Source organism: Desulforhabdus amnigena (genome assembly GCF_027925305.1).
Lineage (GTDB): Bacteria > Desulfobacterota > Syntrophobacteria > Syntrophobacterales > Syntrophobacteraceae > Desulforhabdus > Desulforhabdus amnigena.
In genome coordinates, this window is sequence record NZ_BSDR01000001.1 from 1,796,189 (window position 1) to 1,812,626 (window position 16,438).

Below are 16,438 nucleotides of genomic sequence, written 5' to 3' on the forward strand. Positions count from 1 at the left end.
GCTACTCCACCGCTGAATGCTGGACTCAAAAAGATGACGAAAAACTTGCCTCGGGATGCCTGAAAAGCAGGCAGCACGCGCCTAATCCGCATCCACTTGTGTAAATTGTCTCCATGATCGTTTGAGAAGCGCGAGGGGTTCCTGAACCAGAATGCCGCCCCCCTCTCCTTTAATGACCAATTGAGGTTCTTCGGTAATCTTCCCCACGAGGGCATAGGGCAAGCCTTTAAAAAGAGACTCGAAATCCTTTTGCCGAGAGGGTGACACAGTAACCAAAAACCGCCCGCAGGATTCACTGAAGAGGATCTGGTCATCCCTGAGTTGCATCCCGCCAGTTGACGAACGGGGTACCCTGGCCAGGTCCAGTATCATTCCAAGATGACTTGCAAAGGCCACCATCGTTGCATGGACCCCCAATCCGCCACGGTAGATGCCATGACAGGAGGCCATCAGGCCGGAGGCAAGGCCCCGCTCCAGGGCCTTGTAAAGCGGCCAAAAGGCTTCGGCATTCACTTTGGGAACGTTCAGTCCCACATATCCCATGAGGTCGTAGTATTCCGAACCACCCAGTTCATTGGCTGTATTTCCCAATACATAGACGAGGTCTCCCGCTATTTTGGCTTCCATGGTGCAGCACTTCCTCACATCTGAAACGACACCCGTGGCCGTGAATTGCATGGTGGGAAGCCCCGAAATCTTGTGGCGCTCTCCGAACTCCCCCGGCAGATGTCCATCCACATACATACTGTCTTTGCCGGAAAGCAGCGGAATACCATAGGCAAGACACATGTCGCGCAGAGCCCAATTGGCCCGAACCAGTTGCGCGGCCTTGTAACGCCCGTCGGGATTTTGAACCGGGTCATACTGAATGCTGGGCCAGCAAAAGTTATCGACACCCCCGATTTCCTCCAGAACTGCTCCCACGGCGAGCAATCTGCGGACCGCCTCGTCGATGGACGCAGCGACCATATCGTAGGTATCGATGACGGAATAAGTGGGGTTGAGGGACTGAGAAACCGCCAGTCCTTTGTTGCTTTCCAATAAAGGCCGGAGCACCACTGCATCGTTGGGGACATCCCGTTCCCGCCCTGTGAGGAACTTGACAACACTGCCCCCCTGCACTTCGTGATCGTACTGACGCTGAATCCACTCGCGCGAACAGATATTGGGGCTTTCCAGAAGCGCATGCAGCAGTTTTGTGTAATCCCGGGGTTCTCCCAGAACGGGTTCCTGCAGGCCACGTGATTCCGGCGGCAGCCAATGAGCATCGAACTGCCATTGTGGAAAATCTTCGGAAAAAAAGCTGAGGTCAAGCTGGGCACACGTTCTGCCGTCATAGGCAAGCTGGAGCTTACCATCCCCTTTATAATACCCGATGACGGTGCTTTCCACTTCGTGTTTGCGTGAAAGCTCCATGAACCGATCCAGATGCGAAGGATCGACCGCCACCGTCATACGTTCCTGGGATTCGGAAATCCAGATTTCCCAGACATCCAACCCCTCGTATTTCAAGGGCACCTTATCCAGTTCGACGTAGGCCCCGCCCGCAAATTGCGCCGACTCACCTACGGAGGAAGACAACCCCCCGCCGCCGTTGTCCGTGATAAAAGTGATGAGTCCCTCGTCGCGGGCTTCCAGAAGAAAGTCGTGCATTTTTTTCTGCGTATAGGGATCCCCGATCTGTACATGACCGGCAGGCGTATTGGCGCTGTAAATTTCACTGGAAGCCGTGACGCCGTGGATCCCGTCCTTGCCGACCCGCCCCCCACTCATGATGATGCAGTCCCCGGGCCTCGGGCACTTCTGGTCGGAAGGCTCCCCAAGGATTTTTCCAGGCATGATTCCCAAGGACGCCACAAAGACCAGGCATTTTCCAAGGTAGGAGGGATGGAAGAAAAGGCTTCCGAAGGGAGTGGGAACGCCATGCTTGTTCCCTCCGTCACGGACTCCCTCCACGATTCCATCCAGAAGCCGCCGAGGATGGAGATGGGGGCGCAATGGGCCGGCATAGTCTCTAGGGCCGACACAGTATCCGTACAAACCCGCCACCAGCCGGGCCCCTTTGCCGGTCCCCATGATATCGCGGTAGATGCCCACGATGCCGGTCAGGGATCCACCGTAGGCCTCCATATTGGAAGGGCTGTTGTGGGTCTCACCGGTGATGGCATAGTTATGCTCCTCGTCGAAACGCGCCAGCCCGGCATTGTCCCACAGCACGGAAACGACCCAGTCTTTCTGTCTCTGGATGGTGAGAGTGGGAGCTTCAATGCACGTTTTGAAAAGGTTGTCCACCACCTGGCTCTCGCCCGTCGCAAGATCCCGATAGTGGAATTTCCCCCGAAAGGTATTGTGATTGCAATGGTCGCTTCTGGCCTGCGAGATGGCTTCCAATTCGACATCGGTGGGTACGGACAGTCCTACTGCCTTGCGCGCCTCGACCACTTCGGTTCGACTAAAGTAGTTTCTGATAACGGGAACATCCTGAGGATTCAAAGCGAGGTTGCGCTCGCGGCTCAGGGCCATCAAAGCTTCGTCCGAAGGAACTGGGATTTCGGCTACCGTCGGAGTATGAGCCAGTACGACCTTGGGCACGATCAACCCGATCCCCTCCTCTTCATTCCACTCGGACCGGGCATAAATGCGCCACTGCTGAATGATATCGTTGGCCAGCAGCTCGCGTGCAATCGTATCGATCTGTTCGCGCTCCAATGTATCGCCCGACAAGAGATAAAGCCTGGAGGTATATGCGGATTCACCGGACCCGGGGGAACGGCCCAGATAGTCCGAAATGGCCTCAATGGCCACACTCCCGGCCGTATCCCTTACACCGGGCCGAAAGCCGACCCATATGGCCCAATCGAAATCCTTCGCCAGGGGGCGAAAGCTCGAATCTTGCGTCACGGGATTCGTGAAGATTTCCCGGCGAACGGATTCCAGTTCATCGATGGAAAGTCCGGTATCCAGGGTGAGAATATGCACGACACGAATCCTGTCCGGATTCCAGCCGAAATAGTCCCTGATTTTGCGGCAAAGGCTCGCCCCTTCGGCATCGAAAAGATGACTTTTGAGCGTGATTTCAAGTCTTGCTACCATATGTCGTATCCAGTGCTATGCGACCAGGAACTTCACCGCAATCCCGATGAGAATGAGACCCCCTACGGTTTCCATTCGCCGGCCGAATTTTTCAGAAAGTCGGTTTCCAAGCTTCATGGCCATCCACGTCATAGCGCAGGCCACAATACCGATACAGATTGCAGAAAAGAAAAGGCTTTGTCCCATGATTCCAAGACCGATCCCCACCCCCAATGCATCGATGCTTGTGGCAACGGAGAGCATCACCAGGCTGAATCCACGCGTCGGGTCGATGCATTCGTCCCTTTTGTCGGATTCAGGCGGCTTCAGACTTTCGTAGCCCATCTTCGCACCGATGAAGAAAAGCAGAGCGAATGCCACCCAGGGCGCCCACCGGCGCATGATTCCCACCATATTCTGCCCAAGAAACCAGCCGATCACGGGCATCAAAAACTGGAACAATCCAAAGTGAAAGGAAAGGCGAAAGACCTGCCTCGGGGCGCAAAACCGCGTCCCGACCCCCATGCCCACGGCAAACGCATCACATCCCAGTGCCACCGCAACCAGAAATGTTTCGATAAACTCCAAGTCCTGTATCCTCGATTCAAATACCCGAAAAAAATTGCTTGAACACTGTGGGCACGCCTTCATCACATCTATGTATAGTAGCACTCGTACATATTGCCGTGGGTCTCGTACCTCTCCGCCAATTTAGACAAGACTCTTTCCATGTCCCTTTCGACATTCAGGAACTTCACCCCCATGCCCCGAGGCGTCAGGGAATCGGCACTGCCATGAATATTGGTCCAAACCACTTCTCCCTGAAGTTCAAAGGGATTTCTCAACCCCTGGAATTGGAGAAGCAGTTTGAGTTTGGTCCTGAGGGGCGCGGGTTCGGTACAGATGATCAACATTCCCGTTGCGTTGAAATGCAGGGAAGATCCATTGCGGGCCTGGCCACCCGCTTCATAAATGACCAGGCAGGGGGGCGGCTTGGTCGCAACTCTAACTTTGGGTGGATGACTTTTTTTATCCGTCATTCTCTCCCTATCGTTATGAAAAAAGGCTCATGACTCATAGCTCATGCCGACATCGCTTTTCAAGAGCGTTTCGCGCTTTCCCTATCGCCTTGCATCTCTTTGCCCTTTTTTTATCTTTCGTTGTGACCGCTCCAGTCATGGGAGTTACCTCAACGTAGCATGGAATACGTCCAACACCTTTTGAACCAGCCGGTTGTGTATTTCGTTGACTTCTTCGTCCGTCAGGCTCCGGTCCGCAGAGCGATACACCAGCCGATAGCCTACGCTTTTTTGTTTCCCTCCCCACTGAGGATTCCGATAGATATCGAAAATATCGACCCGCTCCAGAAGAGGCTCTTCCTGTTTCCCGATGAAATCCAGAGGTTCCTGAACGGGGAGGTTTTCATCCACAATGAGAGCCATATCCCTGGCTACGGAAGGGAACTTCGGCAGACTCCGGAACATGGGTTGAGATCGCTTGAAGGAGTAGGTCTTGTCGAAGTCCAATTCAAACGTAAAGATGTTCCTTTTGAGATCGAAGGATTCCGCCACTTCGGGGCGAAGGCGCCCCAAAGCTCCGATACATTCCCCGGAGCAAAAAACCGACGCAGAAAGGGAAGGATCCAGATAAGGGGGCAGATCTTTCGCGACAAACCGTAATTCATTCAAAAAGAACAGTTCCAAAACGCTTTCGACCACCCCTTTCACATCAGTGAATTCCACTTCGGCTTCTCCGCCATAGAGGAGATGGGGATCGCGTTTTCCAGCCATGAGTCCTGCGAGATGGTGGGGTTCAAAGGGCAGAAGCTCCCCTTCTCTGGGAAGGAAGACCTTACTCAACTCAAATATCCTCAGATCTTCATTCCGATGGCCGAAGTTGTGCCGCGCCGTCTGCAGGAGACCGGGAATCAAAGAGGTCCGCATCACTCCCTGATCCTCGCTGAGCGGATTCTTCACGGGAACAGGATTGAGCCGCGGGTCATCGGCCGAGAACTTCAGCCTGCGCAGTGATTCCTGGGAAATAAACGAATAATTGAGCACCTCGAAAAAGCCGAACCCCTGCAGAAGGTTCTTCGCCTCCTGACGAATCCTGAAATGCGCATCAAGGGGGGCCGCACAGACATCGGCTTTGGGGTAAGTCACAGGAATTTTGTCGTAACCCACCAGACGGGCCACTTCCTCCGTCAAGTCCACTTCCCGCGTTATGTCCGGGCGGAATGAGGGTGAAATCACCTGCAACTCGTTTTCATTCAACTGCTTCACTTCCATTTCGATGCTCTTCAGCACCTGAGCCATCTGCGAAGCTTCGAGTTCGGTTCCGAGATAACGATTGGTGCGATCCACCCGCAGGGTCAAGACCGGTTTTTCAATGGGATTGGGGTAAACATCGATGCGCCCCGTGGCAATCTCACCGCCACCCACTTCAACCATCAATCGAGCTGCACGGTCCAATGCCCGAAGCACTCCCTCCGGATCGACCCCGCGTTCAAACCGATAACTCGACTCCGAGCGCAATCCGATCTTTTTCCCCGTCCGCCGGATGCAGACGGGCTGAAAATAGGCGCTTTCGATGAGCACGCGCGTGGTTTCTGCCGTGATTTCCGAATCCAGCCCCCCCATGATTCCGGCAATGGCTACGGGTCCGACGCCGTCGCAGATGAGCAGGGTATCATCAAAAAGAACCCGTTCAACGCCGTCGAGGGTGGTAAAACGCTCGCCCGCTTTGGCTTTACGCACGACGATTCGATTCTCGCGCAGGCTATCGAAATCAAAGGCGTGCAGTGGCTGGCCCATTTCCATAAGAATGTAGTTGGTGACGTCCACGATATTATTGATGGATCGAAGGCCGACGGCTTCCAGACTTTCCTTCAGCCAACGGGGAGAGGGACCGATCGTGATGCCCTCGACAACGCGCGCTGCGTATCTGGGACATCCCACCGGATCGTCTATGGTCACTGAAGCGAGGTTCTCGATACGAGGCCCTTTCTCCTGCACAGAGGAGTCAGGATATCTGAGGGGCGTTCCGCAGATGGCCGAAACTTCACGAGCAATGCCCAGCATGGACAAACAATCACCACGGTTGGGAGTGATGCTGACCTCAACAATGGTGTCTTCAATATCCAGGGCCTTGGACAAAGGAACCCCCAGGGGAAGGTCGTCGGGCAGGTGCCAGATGCCGCCGGCGTCTTCTCCGAGTCCCAACTCCTTCTGAGAGCAAAGCATGCCCTGGGACAGCTCACCACGAAGCTTGGTTTCCTGCAGCGTCATTCCATTGGGCATTTGAGTTCCGGGGAGAGCCAGAGGAGCAACGATGCCCTCTTTTACATTGGGCGCGCCACACACCACCTGATAGACTTTCTGTCCATCCGAAACATCACAGAGATGCAGCCGGTCAGCGCGCGGGTGAGGTCGCACCGTTTCGACACGCGCAGCCACCACTCCCTTCAAATGGGGATTCAGTTCACTGACGCCCTCCACTTCAAGGCCGACCATGGTCAGGCGGTGAATCAACTCTTCAACGGATAGGGGTACATCCACGTAATTATGGAGCCACTTTAGACTGACGATCATCCTCGAATCCCTCTTCTCCTTCCCCTGCAGACAGCTTCAGCGCGGCGAAGCAGAAAATATTGGGGAACAACAATCTGTTCCATTCTCAGTACAGTCGATGGGTGCCTAAAAAACGAGAAAAGTTCCCTTCATCCGCCGATTGTGTGAGACGGACGATCAGGAACCCGGGAAAGCGAAACGAAACCTGGATACGATCAAAATTGTTTTAAAAAACGGAGATCGTTTTCATAGAACAGGCGCAGATCATCGATCCCGAATTTCAGCATGGCAATGCGCTCGATCCCCATACCGAAAGCGAAACCGGTGATTTCTTCCGGATCGTAACCCACCATCTTGAAAACTTCCGGATCCACCATTCCCGACCCGAGAATCTCCAACCAGCCCGTCTGCGAACAAACCCTGCACCCCTTCCCCCCACACATCACGCACTGGATGTCCACTTCAGCACTCGGCTCAGTGAAGGGGAAGAAACTGGGGCGAAACCTGAGGCCTACATTAGGGCCAAACATCTGGTGCACGAAGATGGTAAGTATCCCTTTGAGGTCCCCAAAGGAGATGTCATCCCCCACCAGCAGACCTTCCACCTGGTGGAACATGGGTGTATGGGTAACGTCGGAATCGCAGCGGTAGGTCCTGCCGGGTGCAATGACGCGAATAGGCGGGCGGCGTTTTTCCATGGTCCTGACCTGAAGGGGAGAAGTATGCGTTCTCAGGACCACGTCATCGGAAATGTAGAAAGTATCTTGCATGTCCCGAGCCGGGTGATCTTTGGGGATATTGAGAGCTTCGAAATTATAATAATCCAGCTCGATCTCGGGGCCTTCCACCGTCTCGAAACCCAACCAGTTGAAGATGCGCGAGATCTCCTGAGCCGTTTGAGTAATGGGGTGCAGGCGGCCTCGAAGGGGCCTCCTGCCCGGGATGGTCACATCAAACCGTTCTTTACGGTCAGTCTCCCCTTCCCTCGCACGATCAAGAGCATCGTTGAGCCACCCTTCCAGAGAAACCTTGGCTTCATTGAGTATTTTTCCAGCCAGGGGGCGGTCTTTTTCGGAAACCTTGCCCAGTTGCTTGAACAACTGGGCCAATTCCCCTTTTCGACCCAAATAGCGTACCCGGACTTGTTCCAGCGACTTGAGGTCATCCCCCAAAGCGGCTATCTCTCGTGATGCCGCATCCAGGAGTTTTCGAACAGCGTCTTCCATTTTATGCGGCTTCTTTTGCGAGTTGGGCCAGTTTGGCGAAAGCATCGGGATCTGAAACGGCAAGATTGGCCAAGGCCTTACGGTCCAGGGAGACGTTGGCCCTGGAAAGGCCGTTCATAAATTTGGAATAGCTGAGGCCATGCAGCCTGGCTGCGGCGTTGATGCGCATGATCCAAAGGCTCCTGAAAGAACGCTTGCGAGCCTTGCGGTCCCGGTAGGCGAACTTCAGGGCGCGATCAACCGTTTCAGACGCAGAACGCAACAGAGTACCGCGTCCCCCTCTATAGCCTTTCGCCATGTCCAGGATTTGCTTGCGACGCTGGCGGGATTTGACAGCTTTTTTTACTCTCGGCATGGATAACGACTCCTCAATTGAAAATCTTCAACTATTTTTTAATCCTCTAGAGATAGGGCAGCATGCGCCTGAGAGCCTTGGAGTTGGCGGCATCGGCTGTCGTGGTCTGGCGCAGATAACGCATCCGCTTGGGTGCTTTCTTGGTGAGAATGTGGCTTTTGTTAGCTCGCCCACGCAAGAACTTGCCCGTTCCCGTTTTCTTGAAGCGCTTGGCAGCAGCGCGATTGGTCTTAATCTTCGGCATTACATCCTCCATGTTCCAACTTAATGTTTGGCTAGAGGTTGAGAGCTTCAGCCGGCAGCCTTCGTCTCCCGATCCAGAACCCCGCAGCCCAGCCCACCGAAATGAAACTCAACCGGCGGCTCGACTCCGCAGCCCACCCCTCTTGCTTTCCGTGATCAACCACTTGCCGGGAACCGCATCTCACCGGAAAGGAACAGTCCACCGGCTTTTCACCTCCACCCCTTCGCCAGGAGTTGAAAGGGAGCAATTTATTGGCCTTCCACAAGTGTGTCAAGCTCTTTTTTCCGAGGCTGAAGTTACGCCTTGGGGGCCAATATCATTACCATATTGCGCCCTTCCATCTTGGGCGCCTGTTCCACGATCGCCTCGTCTTTGAGCTCTTCAATGACACGCTCCAGGATTTTTGTCCCCTGTTCGGTGTAAGCAATTTCCCGTCCACGAAAAACGATGGCAACCTTGGCCTTGTCTTTTTGGCCCAGAAAACGTTTGATATGGCGGATCTTGACTTCCAGATCATGAGTGTCCGTCTTGGGACGAATCTTGACCTCTTTTACCTGAATGACGGTCTGCTTCTTCTTGGCCTCTTGCGTCCGTTTGCTTTGTTGATACTTGAACTTGCCGTAGTCCATGATCTTGCAAACAGGGGGATCCGCATTCGGGGCTACTTCCACCAGATCAAGCTCATCCTGAAAGGCCAGCTCCAAGGCCTTCTTTATGGGCAGGACTCCCAACTGTTGCCCATCATGACCGATGACACGGACTTCCGGAGATCGAATTCTTTCGTTGACGTTGGCTTGTTTCTCCAGGACAAAATCCTCCTTTCTGATAGATATGATCTCTATGCCGTTGAATGCTAAATGATACTCAAACCCACGCGACCCTTCGTGAGACCGCGGCATTCCTCTTCGAGCAGTGCAGCAAAATCCCGCGGAGACATGAGTTCCATTTGAGTACCATCACGGCGTCGCGGGCAAATTCCGCCGGCTGCGACTTCCCGATCTCCTATGACCAGCATATAAGGTACTTTTTGCATTTGAGCTTCACGAATCTTGTAACCCAGCTTCTCGTTCCGGTCGTCCAAATCGACCCGCACACCGGCGCTGCGCAGCTCATCACAGACTTTTTGGGCAAATTCCACCTGAGCGTCCGTGACCGTGACCGCAACCGCCTGAACAGGAGCCAGCCAAACGGGGAAAGCTCCTGCGTAGTGTTCTATGAGAACACCTAAAAACCGTTCGATCGCTCCCAGGATCACACGGTGCAGCATAACGGGGCGATGGCGGTTCCCGTCCACACCGATATAACTCAGATCAAAGCGTTCCGGAAGAGTGAAATCACATTGAATGGTAGCACACTGCCAGCGGCGATCCAATGCATCTTTCAGCTTCACATCGATCTTGGGACCGTAGAAAGCTCCCTCCCCCCGGCAGACTTCGTAAGGGATGCCCTTCCCTTCGAGCGCCCCGATCAGCGCGGCCGTCGCCCGCTCCCAATCTTCATCCGTTCCAATGGATTTTTCGGGCCGCGTGCTGATTTCCATTTCATATTCAAACCCAAAAATCCCCATTATTTCGATAACAAATTCGATGATGCCCTGGATTTCCCGGTTGAGTTGTTCGGGCATACAGAGGATATGGGCATCATCCTGAGTAAACTGCCGCACACGCAAAAGGCCGTGAAGGACACCCGATTTCTCGTGACGGTGAACCGTGCCCAGTTCAAAATACCGCAAGGGCAAATCCCGGTAGCTGCGAATCTTGGATTTGTAAATGAGCATATGCGAAAGGCAGTTCATGGGCTTGATGCCATAGGACTGCTCATCGATTTCCGTAAAATACATATTTTCACGGTAATTATCAAAATGGCCGGAGCGTTTCCAAAGGTCTGTTTTAAGCAGCGTCGGTCCGACCACCAGATGATACCCCCTGCGCAGGTGCTCTTTTTTCTCGAACGTCTCGAGAATATGCCGAATGAGAGCCCCCTTGGGATGATAAATCACCATCCCCGCTCCCACCTCTTCACTGAAGCTGAAAAGATCCAGCTCTTTTCCCAGGCGGCGATGATCCCGCTTTTGAGCTTCGGCCAGGAAATTCAAGTACCTCTTCAGCCCATCCCGATTCGGAAAGGCGGTTCCGTAAATCCTCTGAAGCATGGCGTTGTGTTCGTCGCCCCGCCAGTAGGCCCCTGCAACGCTCAGCAGCTTGAATGCCTTGAGGTATCCCGTATTTGGAATGTGGGGTCCTCGACAAAGATCCACAAACTCTCCCTGTCTGTACAACGACACTTTTGGATCTGCAAAGCCCTCGAGCAGCTCGACTTTGTACTTTTCCCCCTGCTCTTCAAAAAATCGAATGGCCTCTTCCCGGGACATTTCCTGCCGGTGCAATTCCAGGCGGGAGGAAATGATTTCCTTCATCTTGGCTTCAATCTGTTCGAGATCTTCCTGGGTAAAAGGACGATCCACATCGAAGTCGTAATAGAAACCGCTTTCAATGGCAGGACCGATAGCGACCCTGGCACGGGGAAAGAGCATCTTTACAGCCTGGGCCATGATATGAGCCGCGCTGTGTCTGAGGATCTCAAGCCCATCCTCGGAATCCGCCGGAACCCCCTCGACCAGAGCGTCCGCTTCCACCGGTCGCGAGAGATCGACCAGTTCTCCATCGACACGGGCCGCCACAAAATCATCCCTCTGCCCGGTTTTCAGGATTTCCTGAGCGGAAGCACCTTTGGGGAAAGCTTTTCGACTTCCATCTGAAAATGTCACCTGGATTTCTTGTGAATTCATGTCCGCTTCCTGGGAGTAATCAAACCAAAATCGTTTAGCACACAATATATACAATAATTCAACAAAAAAGGCACCGTGCCTCACACAGAGGGAAGGTGCCCATCACCGATATCCTAAGGACTTGTGTCTCTGTCTCGAAAAGTCTTCTTTTCCGTCGTATTCCGAATTCCAACGAGCCAATCAGGCGCCTTATCGAAGTGGATTCCAACCACCCCCATTTTTCCCGGGGGATCCATTTGGTAGGCACGGGCGGTATCGAACCGCCGACCTCTACCGTGTCAAGGTAGCGCTCTCCCACTGAGCTACGCGCCTAAAAAATTTATACGTTTCTATAGCGGTATCGTCTATCCATGTCAAGAAAAATAGCATTCACGATCTCTCTTATTCTTCATTATTGGAACGGCGGGTTTCCAGGAGGGATATCCCTATGAGAATATAGTGTATGCCGCTCCCCACCGAAAAAAAGGCCGTCGCAAAAAACAGGATCGAATATCCCCATTCCGGAAGTGAGGCGTAAGGGGAACCCATGACCGCCAAAATCGTAACGAGTTGCATCAGCGTAGTGATTTTACTAAAAAAAGAAGGCCTGATCTCCACACTGACCTCATGGAAGATGAGAGTCATCAAGCCCAATACAATCATGATGTCCCGGCTCACCGTGACGATCACGAGCCAATCGGGCACCAGCCCCAAGTGCCCGAGCAGAATAAAAGAACTCACGAGCAGAAGCTTATCGGCCAGAGGGTCCAGATAGGCTCCCAATTTTGACTTCTGGTGAAAAAGGCGCGCAATCAAACCATCGAGACCATCCGTCATTCCGGCAATAAAGAACACGAACAGCGCTTGTTTCAGATTGCCGTCGAGGAGAAGCCAGATGAGCAGGGGGGTGAGGAGAATGCGGCCGAGAGTTAGAATGTTAGGGATTGTCATTGCTCCGACTCTGTCTGAGGTATTTCCGATTCAGGCGTTTCTGACTCAGGTATTTCCGAGGGCTCCGTACTTTGCTGCATATTGGATCGATGTGTTGGAGTGCCTGTCAATGTCACTCGGACGGAATGGGATTCCGGTGCGAAGGCATCGACCTTGATTTGGACTCCACCTCGAAGCTCTCTCCCATCCAGGGTCTGAATGAAAGCACCATCCACTCCATCCAAACGCACTACCCCTTCCTCAGGCCCCAGTTCAAGCCCTTTAACCTGCATGGACTTGAACTGTTCCCTCAAAAGTTTTTCCAATTCCTGCCAATATACATATTGTTGATCCGACCGAATGCGCAGGATCCACTCACCCACCTCCCCGCCGGTGACATATTGCCCTGAACCGGGCGCACCTGGACGAGGCGAGCTTTCCTCCATTTCTCGAACGGACCTCCTCAATAGACCATCCAATTCAGGCACCACACGAGAAGCGATTTCCATCGCTCCTTCCTGATTGGATTCATCCAATAACTCCAAATTCTCGCGTATTTCCCCTCGGCTTTTCCCCGTGTCCACGTCCAGCACGCGAAGGACGACTTCGAGGCGGGGTTCTTCGCCCTGTTTCTCATACAACGCCACGGTTCCCAAAACCAGGTTTCCAACACCCTGTTCGCGAGCCTGCCTCAGGGCTTCGCCCGATGAAACGTTGCCTCTTTCGCTCACTTCCAATCCATCCGATTGGGGAAAGCGGATCTGCCAGTCATAATCCTGCGTTTCCTGCAAAAGGCTCACCGCAAAAAGCCCATGAGGATCGCGCTTATCCTGCGGCAAATGCCAATCCTGGTCCCACTTTTCCGGCACCACCCACAAGACATCCGTTCCCGCTGAAATCCTCTCTACCGCACTGGGCGCATTTGCTTGCCTGTCGTCCTCCGACGCCACCTCGGAAGTTGACTCCGACGCATCATACGATTTATCGGAAGGAGGCGCCGGGGTTCCAGAGTCGGCAACAGAGGTTTCGGGGAGCGCTTTTTCCTCCGATATCAAACCCAGCTGCTGAAGATCCGCCATGAGCAGATCCATATCAACCGTCACCTGCCCCGCCACGCGGTAAAGCCCGCCTTCAGAAGGATTTTCCGAAAAAATCCGGTAAGTTTGAACATAGCGCTCAGGCTGTTTGAATATTTTATCCTGGAGGAGGTTATAACGGGTGCCCATCTGGCCGGGGGGCAGGAATGTACCGACCGCATGAATGATCGCCTGCACCTGAAAATCATGAATCGCTTCCTGCTGGCTTTTCGAATGGTCCTGAGCGTTATAAAGCGATTGTCCCTGGCTGAAATAAATGGAGGACTTGCCCTGCAATTGGTTGATAGCGGTCCAGCCGAAATGAGGGCTAAAACCTATAAACAAAGCCAAAACTACAAGCACTGCACGACCATTCATATCTGTTCCCAACTCTTTTACTCTGCTTTTTCCGATCCAATCTGTGAATGGTAGAGGATATCACGAACTTTTTCCTGTCGAATGTCAGATCAAGACTCTTTTTCCTGTGCAACCTCGTTTCTCACTCTTTCCTTTTTGGAATGTTATCTGGTATCATAGTCTCGATTGAAACGAAAGGAGAAATGCTTGAGTGGGATTCCTGACAAGTGTGTTGTCCGCCACATGATTCTACCCCCTTTCCAAATCCATTATCTCCGTTTTATTCTGGAAGCTTACGAGGGGATTGGCATAGTCACCACTCTGGATCCTCGTTTGGGTCTGATACAATTGAGAATTGCTCCTGGATGCGAAGAGGAGATAGACCGGATCCTTGAAGCGGAAAAAGAACAGCTGCAATGGCGAGGGGTTGCATTGGAGGAAGATTTTCCGTCCCAGCTTCTTTTCGAGGAAATCTGCATCCTGGAACCTTTTTCCTCAAACCGAACCCCTCAGACCAAAGCATCCTCAGCATCTTCCCCTTAAGGTTAAATTCAGAGTGAACTCATGCACCTCTCCATTTTTGACCTCATGAAGCCCACCGGCTTTTCCTGAGGCGAAAACCCTCCGGTTTTCAGTATAAGCTATTGGATCAGGCTTTAGAACCTATGGATAAGTTTTTTCACTACAATGACGATGAAGATGATTCTTCCCTGTCTCTTCGGCCGGAAGAGATAAAGATCTACCGGCAAGGGGAGGCAATCCTGCAGGAAGGTGAAAGCTCTTCCCTCTTTTTTGTGATCATGGACGGTCAGGTGGAGATCAGAGTCGGTGCCAGAGAAATCAGGATACTGGAACCCCAGGACGTTTTCGGATTGGAGTCGTATTCCCTCAAAAAACCGTCCCCCTATTCGGCCATAGCCATGAAAGAATCCAGGGTTGCATCCTATAATAGAGAAGCACTGGACCATTTCATAAGGGAAACGCCACGCATGGCGCAGAGCATTCTGGCTTCGGTGCTGCGTCAATTGGACCAGACATCGCAGAATATGGTTGAAAGTCCTAACCCTTTTCTTTTGCGGGACAACCGAATCATTTTTGTTTCCGATGGAGATACCATTATCGATGAAGACAGCACGGGAAAAGCCTTTTACAGGCTGATCTCCACCCAGAAAGGCCTGCAGGTGAGCACGGGGGGCAAGGTTACAGCCATCATCGACACCCCTGGAGAATTCATCGGAGAATCGGCCGCGCTCCTCGCCATTCCCCACGAAGCAACAATAACGAGTATGGGGGAAACCGTTCTGGAGGCCTACACGGTGGACAATCTGGATGTGATCATCAGGGATTACCCCGAAGTTGCCCTTCGAATGATGCAAACACTCCGTTCCCGATGGATGCAATGGAGAGCGGAACCGACACCTCAGTATAGGGAGATCCATGACAGAACCGTTACTGAAAACGGCCAGTGAGCCACGCTACTTGTATGTCCATACCTTCGGCTGCCAGATGAATGAATACGATTCCCTGCGGGTACAACGCATTCTTGCGGCCAAGGGCTATCTCCCCACGCCAGATATGGCTTCTGCGGACGTCATTTTTCTGAATACCTGTTCCGTAAGGGACAAGGCGGAGCAGAAGGTCCATTCTTTTTTGGGACGTCTGAAACGCCTTAAAGTTCATCATCCGAGTCTCAAGATCATTCTGGGCGGCTGTGTAGCCCAGCAACTGGGCGAGAAGCTCCTGAAAAGATTCGACCACCTGGATCTCGTCATGGGCACCCGTGCCATTTCTTCGGTAGGGGAAATTCTGGACGAAATTCAAGCATCGGACAAGCGGTTGGCCTATCTTCCCGAAGAAGACTCCACGGCTCCACAGGAACTCTTCGAAGCATCCCCTTTCTCCAACTTCACGGTTTCAGCCCCCGTGACCATCATGCAGGGCTGCAACAATTTCTGCACCTATTGCATCGTTCCCTATGTTCGTGGGCGGGAACGCAGTCGCCCCAGCCGGGAGATTTTGGATGAAATCAACAGGCTGACCTCCTGCGGAACGAGGGAAGTCCTCCTGCTGGGCCAAAATGTGAATTCCTACGGGCGAGGTCTCCAGGAGAAAATATCTTTTGTCGATCTGCTGCATCGCATCGAGGAAGAAACGGGCGTTCGCAGGCTTCGATTCACCACCTCCCACCCCAAGGATCTCACGGACGAGCTGATCCGCTGTTTTGCCGATATGCCCGTACTTTGCAAATACCTGCACCTGCCCTTCCAGGCAGGATCCGATTCTATCCTCCAACGCATGAACCGCAACTATACTGCGGCACATTACCTGGAAAAAATTCGGCGTCTGCGGGAAGCCTGTCCGGAAATCGGCCTATCTTCAGATGTCATCGTGGGATTTCCGGGGGAAACGGAAGAAGATTTTCAACAAACCCTTCATTTGCTGGAAACGATCCAGTATGATAATCTTTTTTCTTTCAGGTATTCGGACCGTCCCTATGCCAGGGCCGCACAGTTTCCTCATAAGGTGGATGAAGAAACCAAGGCTCGTCGATTGATAGAGCTTCAGGCGTTTCAGGCGGAGATCACGCTCCGGAAAAACAGGGCTGAAGTAGGGGCCATTCGAGAAATTCTGGTAGAAGGTCCCAGCAAAACCGCGCCGGAGCTTTTGACAGGCCGGACACAGCAAAACCGGCTTGTTCATTTCCAAGGATCGCAGGAACAGATCGGAAGGCTCCTCCAGGTCAGAATCCGTTCGGCATCTTCCCACTCACTAACGGGTGAACCGGTTTCACAGGCTCGCAGTGATGGATAGTTGCAATCCTATTACTATGACCAAAAGTCTT

The 16,438-nt window shown here is 52.9% G+C and carries 15 protein-coding genes and 1 tRNA gene; 3 read left to right on the plus strand and 13 right to left on the minus strand.

Annotated features, from left to right (window positions below; all coding sequences use genetic code 11):
* Positions 1-81 precede the first annotated feature (81 nt).
* The 13 genes from QMG16_RS07765 to QMG16_RS07825 form a co-directional block, all read right to left on the minus strand.
* Entirely contained in the window at positions 82-3,093 is a 3,012-nt protein-coding gene (locus QMG16_RS07765; RefSeq protein ID WP_281793398.1) for an AIR synthase-related protein, read from the minus strand.
* Between the two features lie 15 nt (positions 3,094-3,108).
* A complete protein-coding gene (locus QMG16_RS07770) occupies positions 3,109-3,660 on the minus strand; it encodes a manganese efflux pump MntP (protein ID WP_281793399.1) in 552 nt (183 codons plus the stop codon).
* A gap of 68 nt (positions 3,661-3,728) precedes the next feature.
* The gene (locus QMG16_RS07775) at positions 3,729-4,112 is read right to left on the minus strand and encodes a PilZ domain-containing protein (RefSeq protein ID WP_281793400.1); all 384 of its coding nucleotides are present in this window, start codon (positions 4,110-4,112) and stop codon (positions 3,729-3,731) included.
* A gap of 144 nt (positions 4,113-4,256) precedes the next feature.
* Complete coding sequence (gene pheT, locus QMG16_RS07780) at positions 4,257-6,662, minus strand: phenylalanine--tRNA ligase subunit beta (protein WP_281793401.1); 2,406 nt, start codon at positions 6,660-6,662, stop codon at positions 4,257-4,259.
* 194 nt (positions 6,663-6,856) lie between these two features.
* Positions 6,857-7,867 carry a phenylalanine--tRNA ligase subunit alpha gene (pheS, locus tag QMG16_RS07785; RefSeq protein WP_281793402.1) on the minus strand — a complete coding sequence of 337 codons (1,011 nt, stop codon included), beginning with the start codon at positions 7,865-7,867 and terminating at the stop codon, positions 6,857-6,859.
* A gap of 1 nt (position 7,868) precedes the next feature.
* A complete protein-coding gene (gene rplT, locus QMG16_RS07790; protein ID WP_281793403.1) occupies positions 7,869-8,222 on the minus strand; it encodes a 50S ribosomal protein L20 in 354 nt (117 codons plus the stop codon).
* A gap of 46 nt (positions 8,223-8,268) precedes the next feature.
* Positions 8,269-8,466: a 50S ribosomal protein L35 gene (rpmI, locus tag QMG16_RS07795; RefSeq protein WP_281793404.1), complete on the minus strand. Its 198-nt coding sequence runs from the start codon at positions 8,464-8,466 to the stop codon at positions 8,269-8,271.
* 31 nt (positions 8,467-8,497) lie between these two features.
* Positions 8,498-8,668: a hypothetical protein gene (locus tag QMG16_RS07800; RefSeq protein ID WP_281793405.1), complete on the minus strand. Its 171-nt coding sequence runs from the start codon at positions 8,666-8,668 to the stop codon at positions 8,498-8,500.
* A gap of 94 nt (positions 8,669-8,762) precedes the next feature.
* A complete protein-coding gene (gene infC / locus QMG16_RS07805; RefSeq protein ID WP_281793406.1) occupies positions 8,763-9,365 on the minus strand; it encodes a translation initiation factor IF-3 in 603 nt (200 codons plus the stop codon).
* Positions 9,320-11,254, minus strand: a complete 1,935-nt coding sequence (thrS, locus tag QMG16_RS07810; RefSeq protein ID WP_281793407.1) for a threonine--tRNA ligase — start codon at positions 11,252-11,254, stop codon at positions 9,320-9,322. Before thrS ends, infC begins: the two co-directional genes overlap by 46 nt.
* Positions 11,255-11,491: 237 nt before the next feature.
* Positions 11,492-11,566, minus strand: a tRNA-Val gene (locus tag QMG16_RS07815).
* Between the two features lie 69 nt (positions 11,567-11,635).
* Positions 11,636-12,184, minus strand: coding sequence for a CDP-alcohol phosphatidyltransferase family protein (locus tag QMG16_RS07820; RefSeq protein WP_281793408.1), 549 nt, complete (start codon positions 12,182-12,184; stop codon positions 11,636-11,638).
* A complete protein-coding gene (locus tag QMG16_RS07825) occupies positions 12,181-13,617 on the minus strand; it encodes a hypothetical protein (RefSeq protein WP_281793409.1) in 1,437 nt (478 codons plus the stop codon). The genes QMG16_RS07820 and QMG16_RS07825 overlap by 4 nt, the downstream gene beginning before the upstream one ends.
* Before the next feature lie 186 nt (positions 13,618-13,803).
* On the opposite strand from QMG16_RS07825, the gene QMG16_RS07830 reads away from it, so the two are divergent.
* The 3 genes from QMG16_RS07830 (at position 13,804) to miaB (ending at position 16,407) form a co-directional block, all read left to right on the plus strand.
* Positions 13,804-14,139 (plus strand): DUF4911 domain-containing protein, encoded by a 336-nt coding sequence (locus tag QMG16_RS07830; protein WP_281793410.1) that lies wholly within the window; start codon positions 13,804-13,806, stop codon positions 14,137-14,139.
* 122 nt (positions 14,140-14,261) lie between these two features.
* Positions 14,262-15,065 (plus strand): cyclic nucleotide-binding domain-containing protein, encoded by an 804-nt coding sequence (locus QMG16_RS07835; protein WP_281793411.1) that lies wholly within the window; start codon positions 14,262-14,264, stop codon positions 15,063-15,065.
* A complete protein-coding gene (gene miaB / locus QMG16_RS07840) occupies positions 15,034-16,407 on the plus strand; it encodes a tRNA (N6-isopentenyl adenosine(37)-C2)-methylthiotransferase MiaB (RefSeq protein WP_281793412.1) in 1,374 nt (457 codons plus the stop codon). The genes QMG16_RS07835 and miaB overlap by 32 nt, the downstream gene beginning before the upstream one ends.
* The last annotated feature ends 31 nt before the right edge of the window (positions 16,408-16,438 follow it).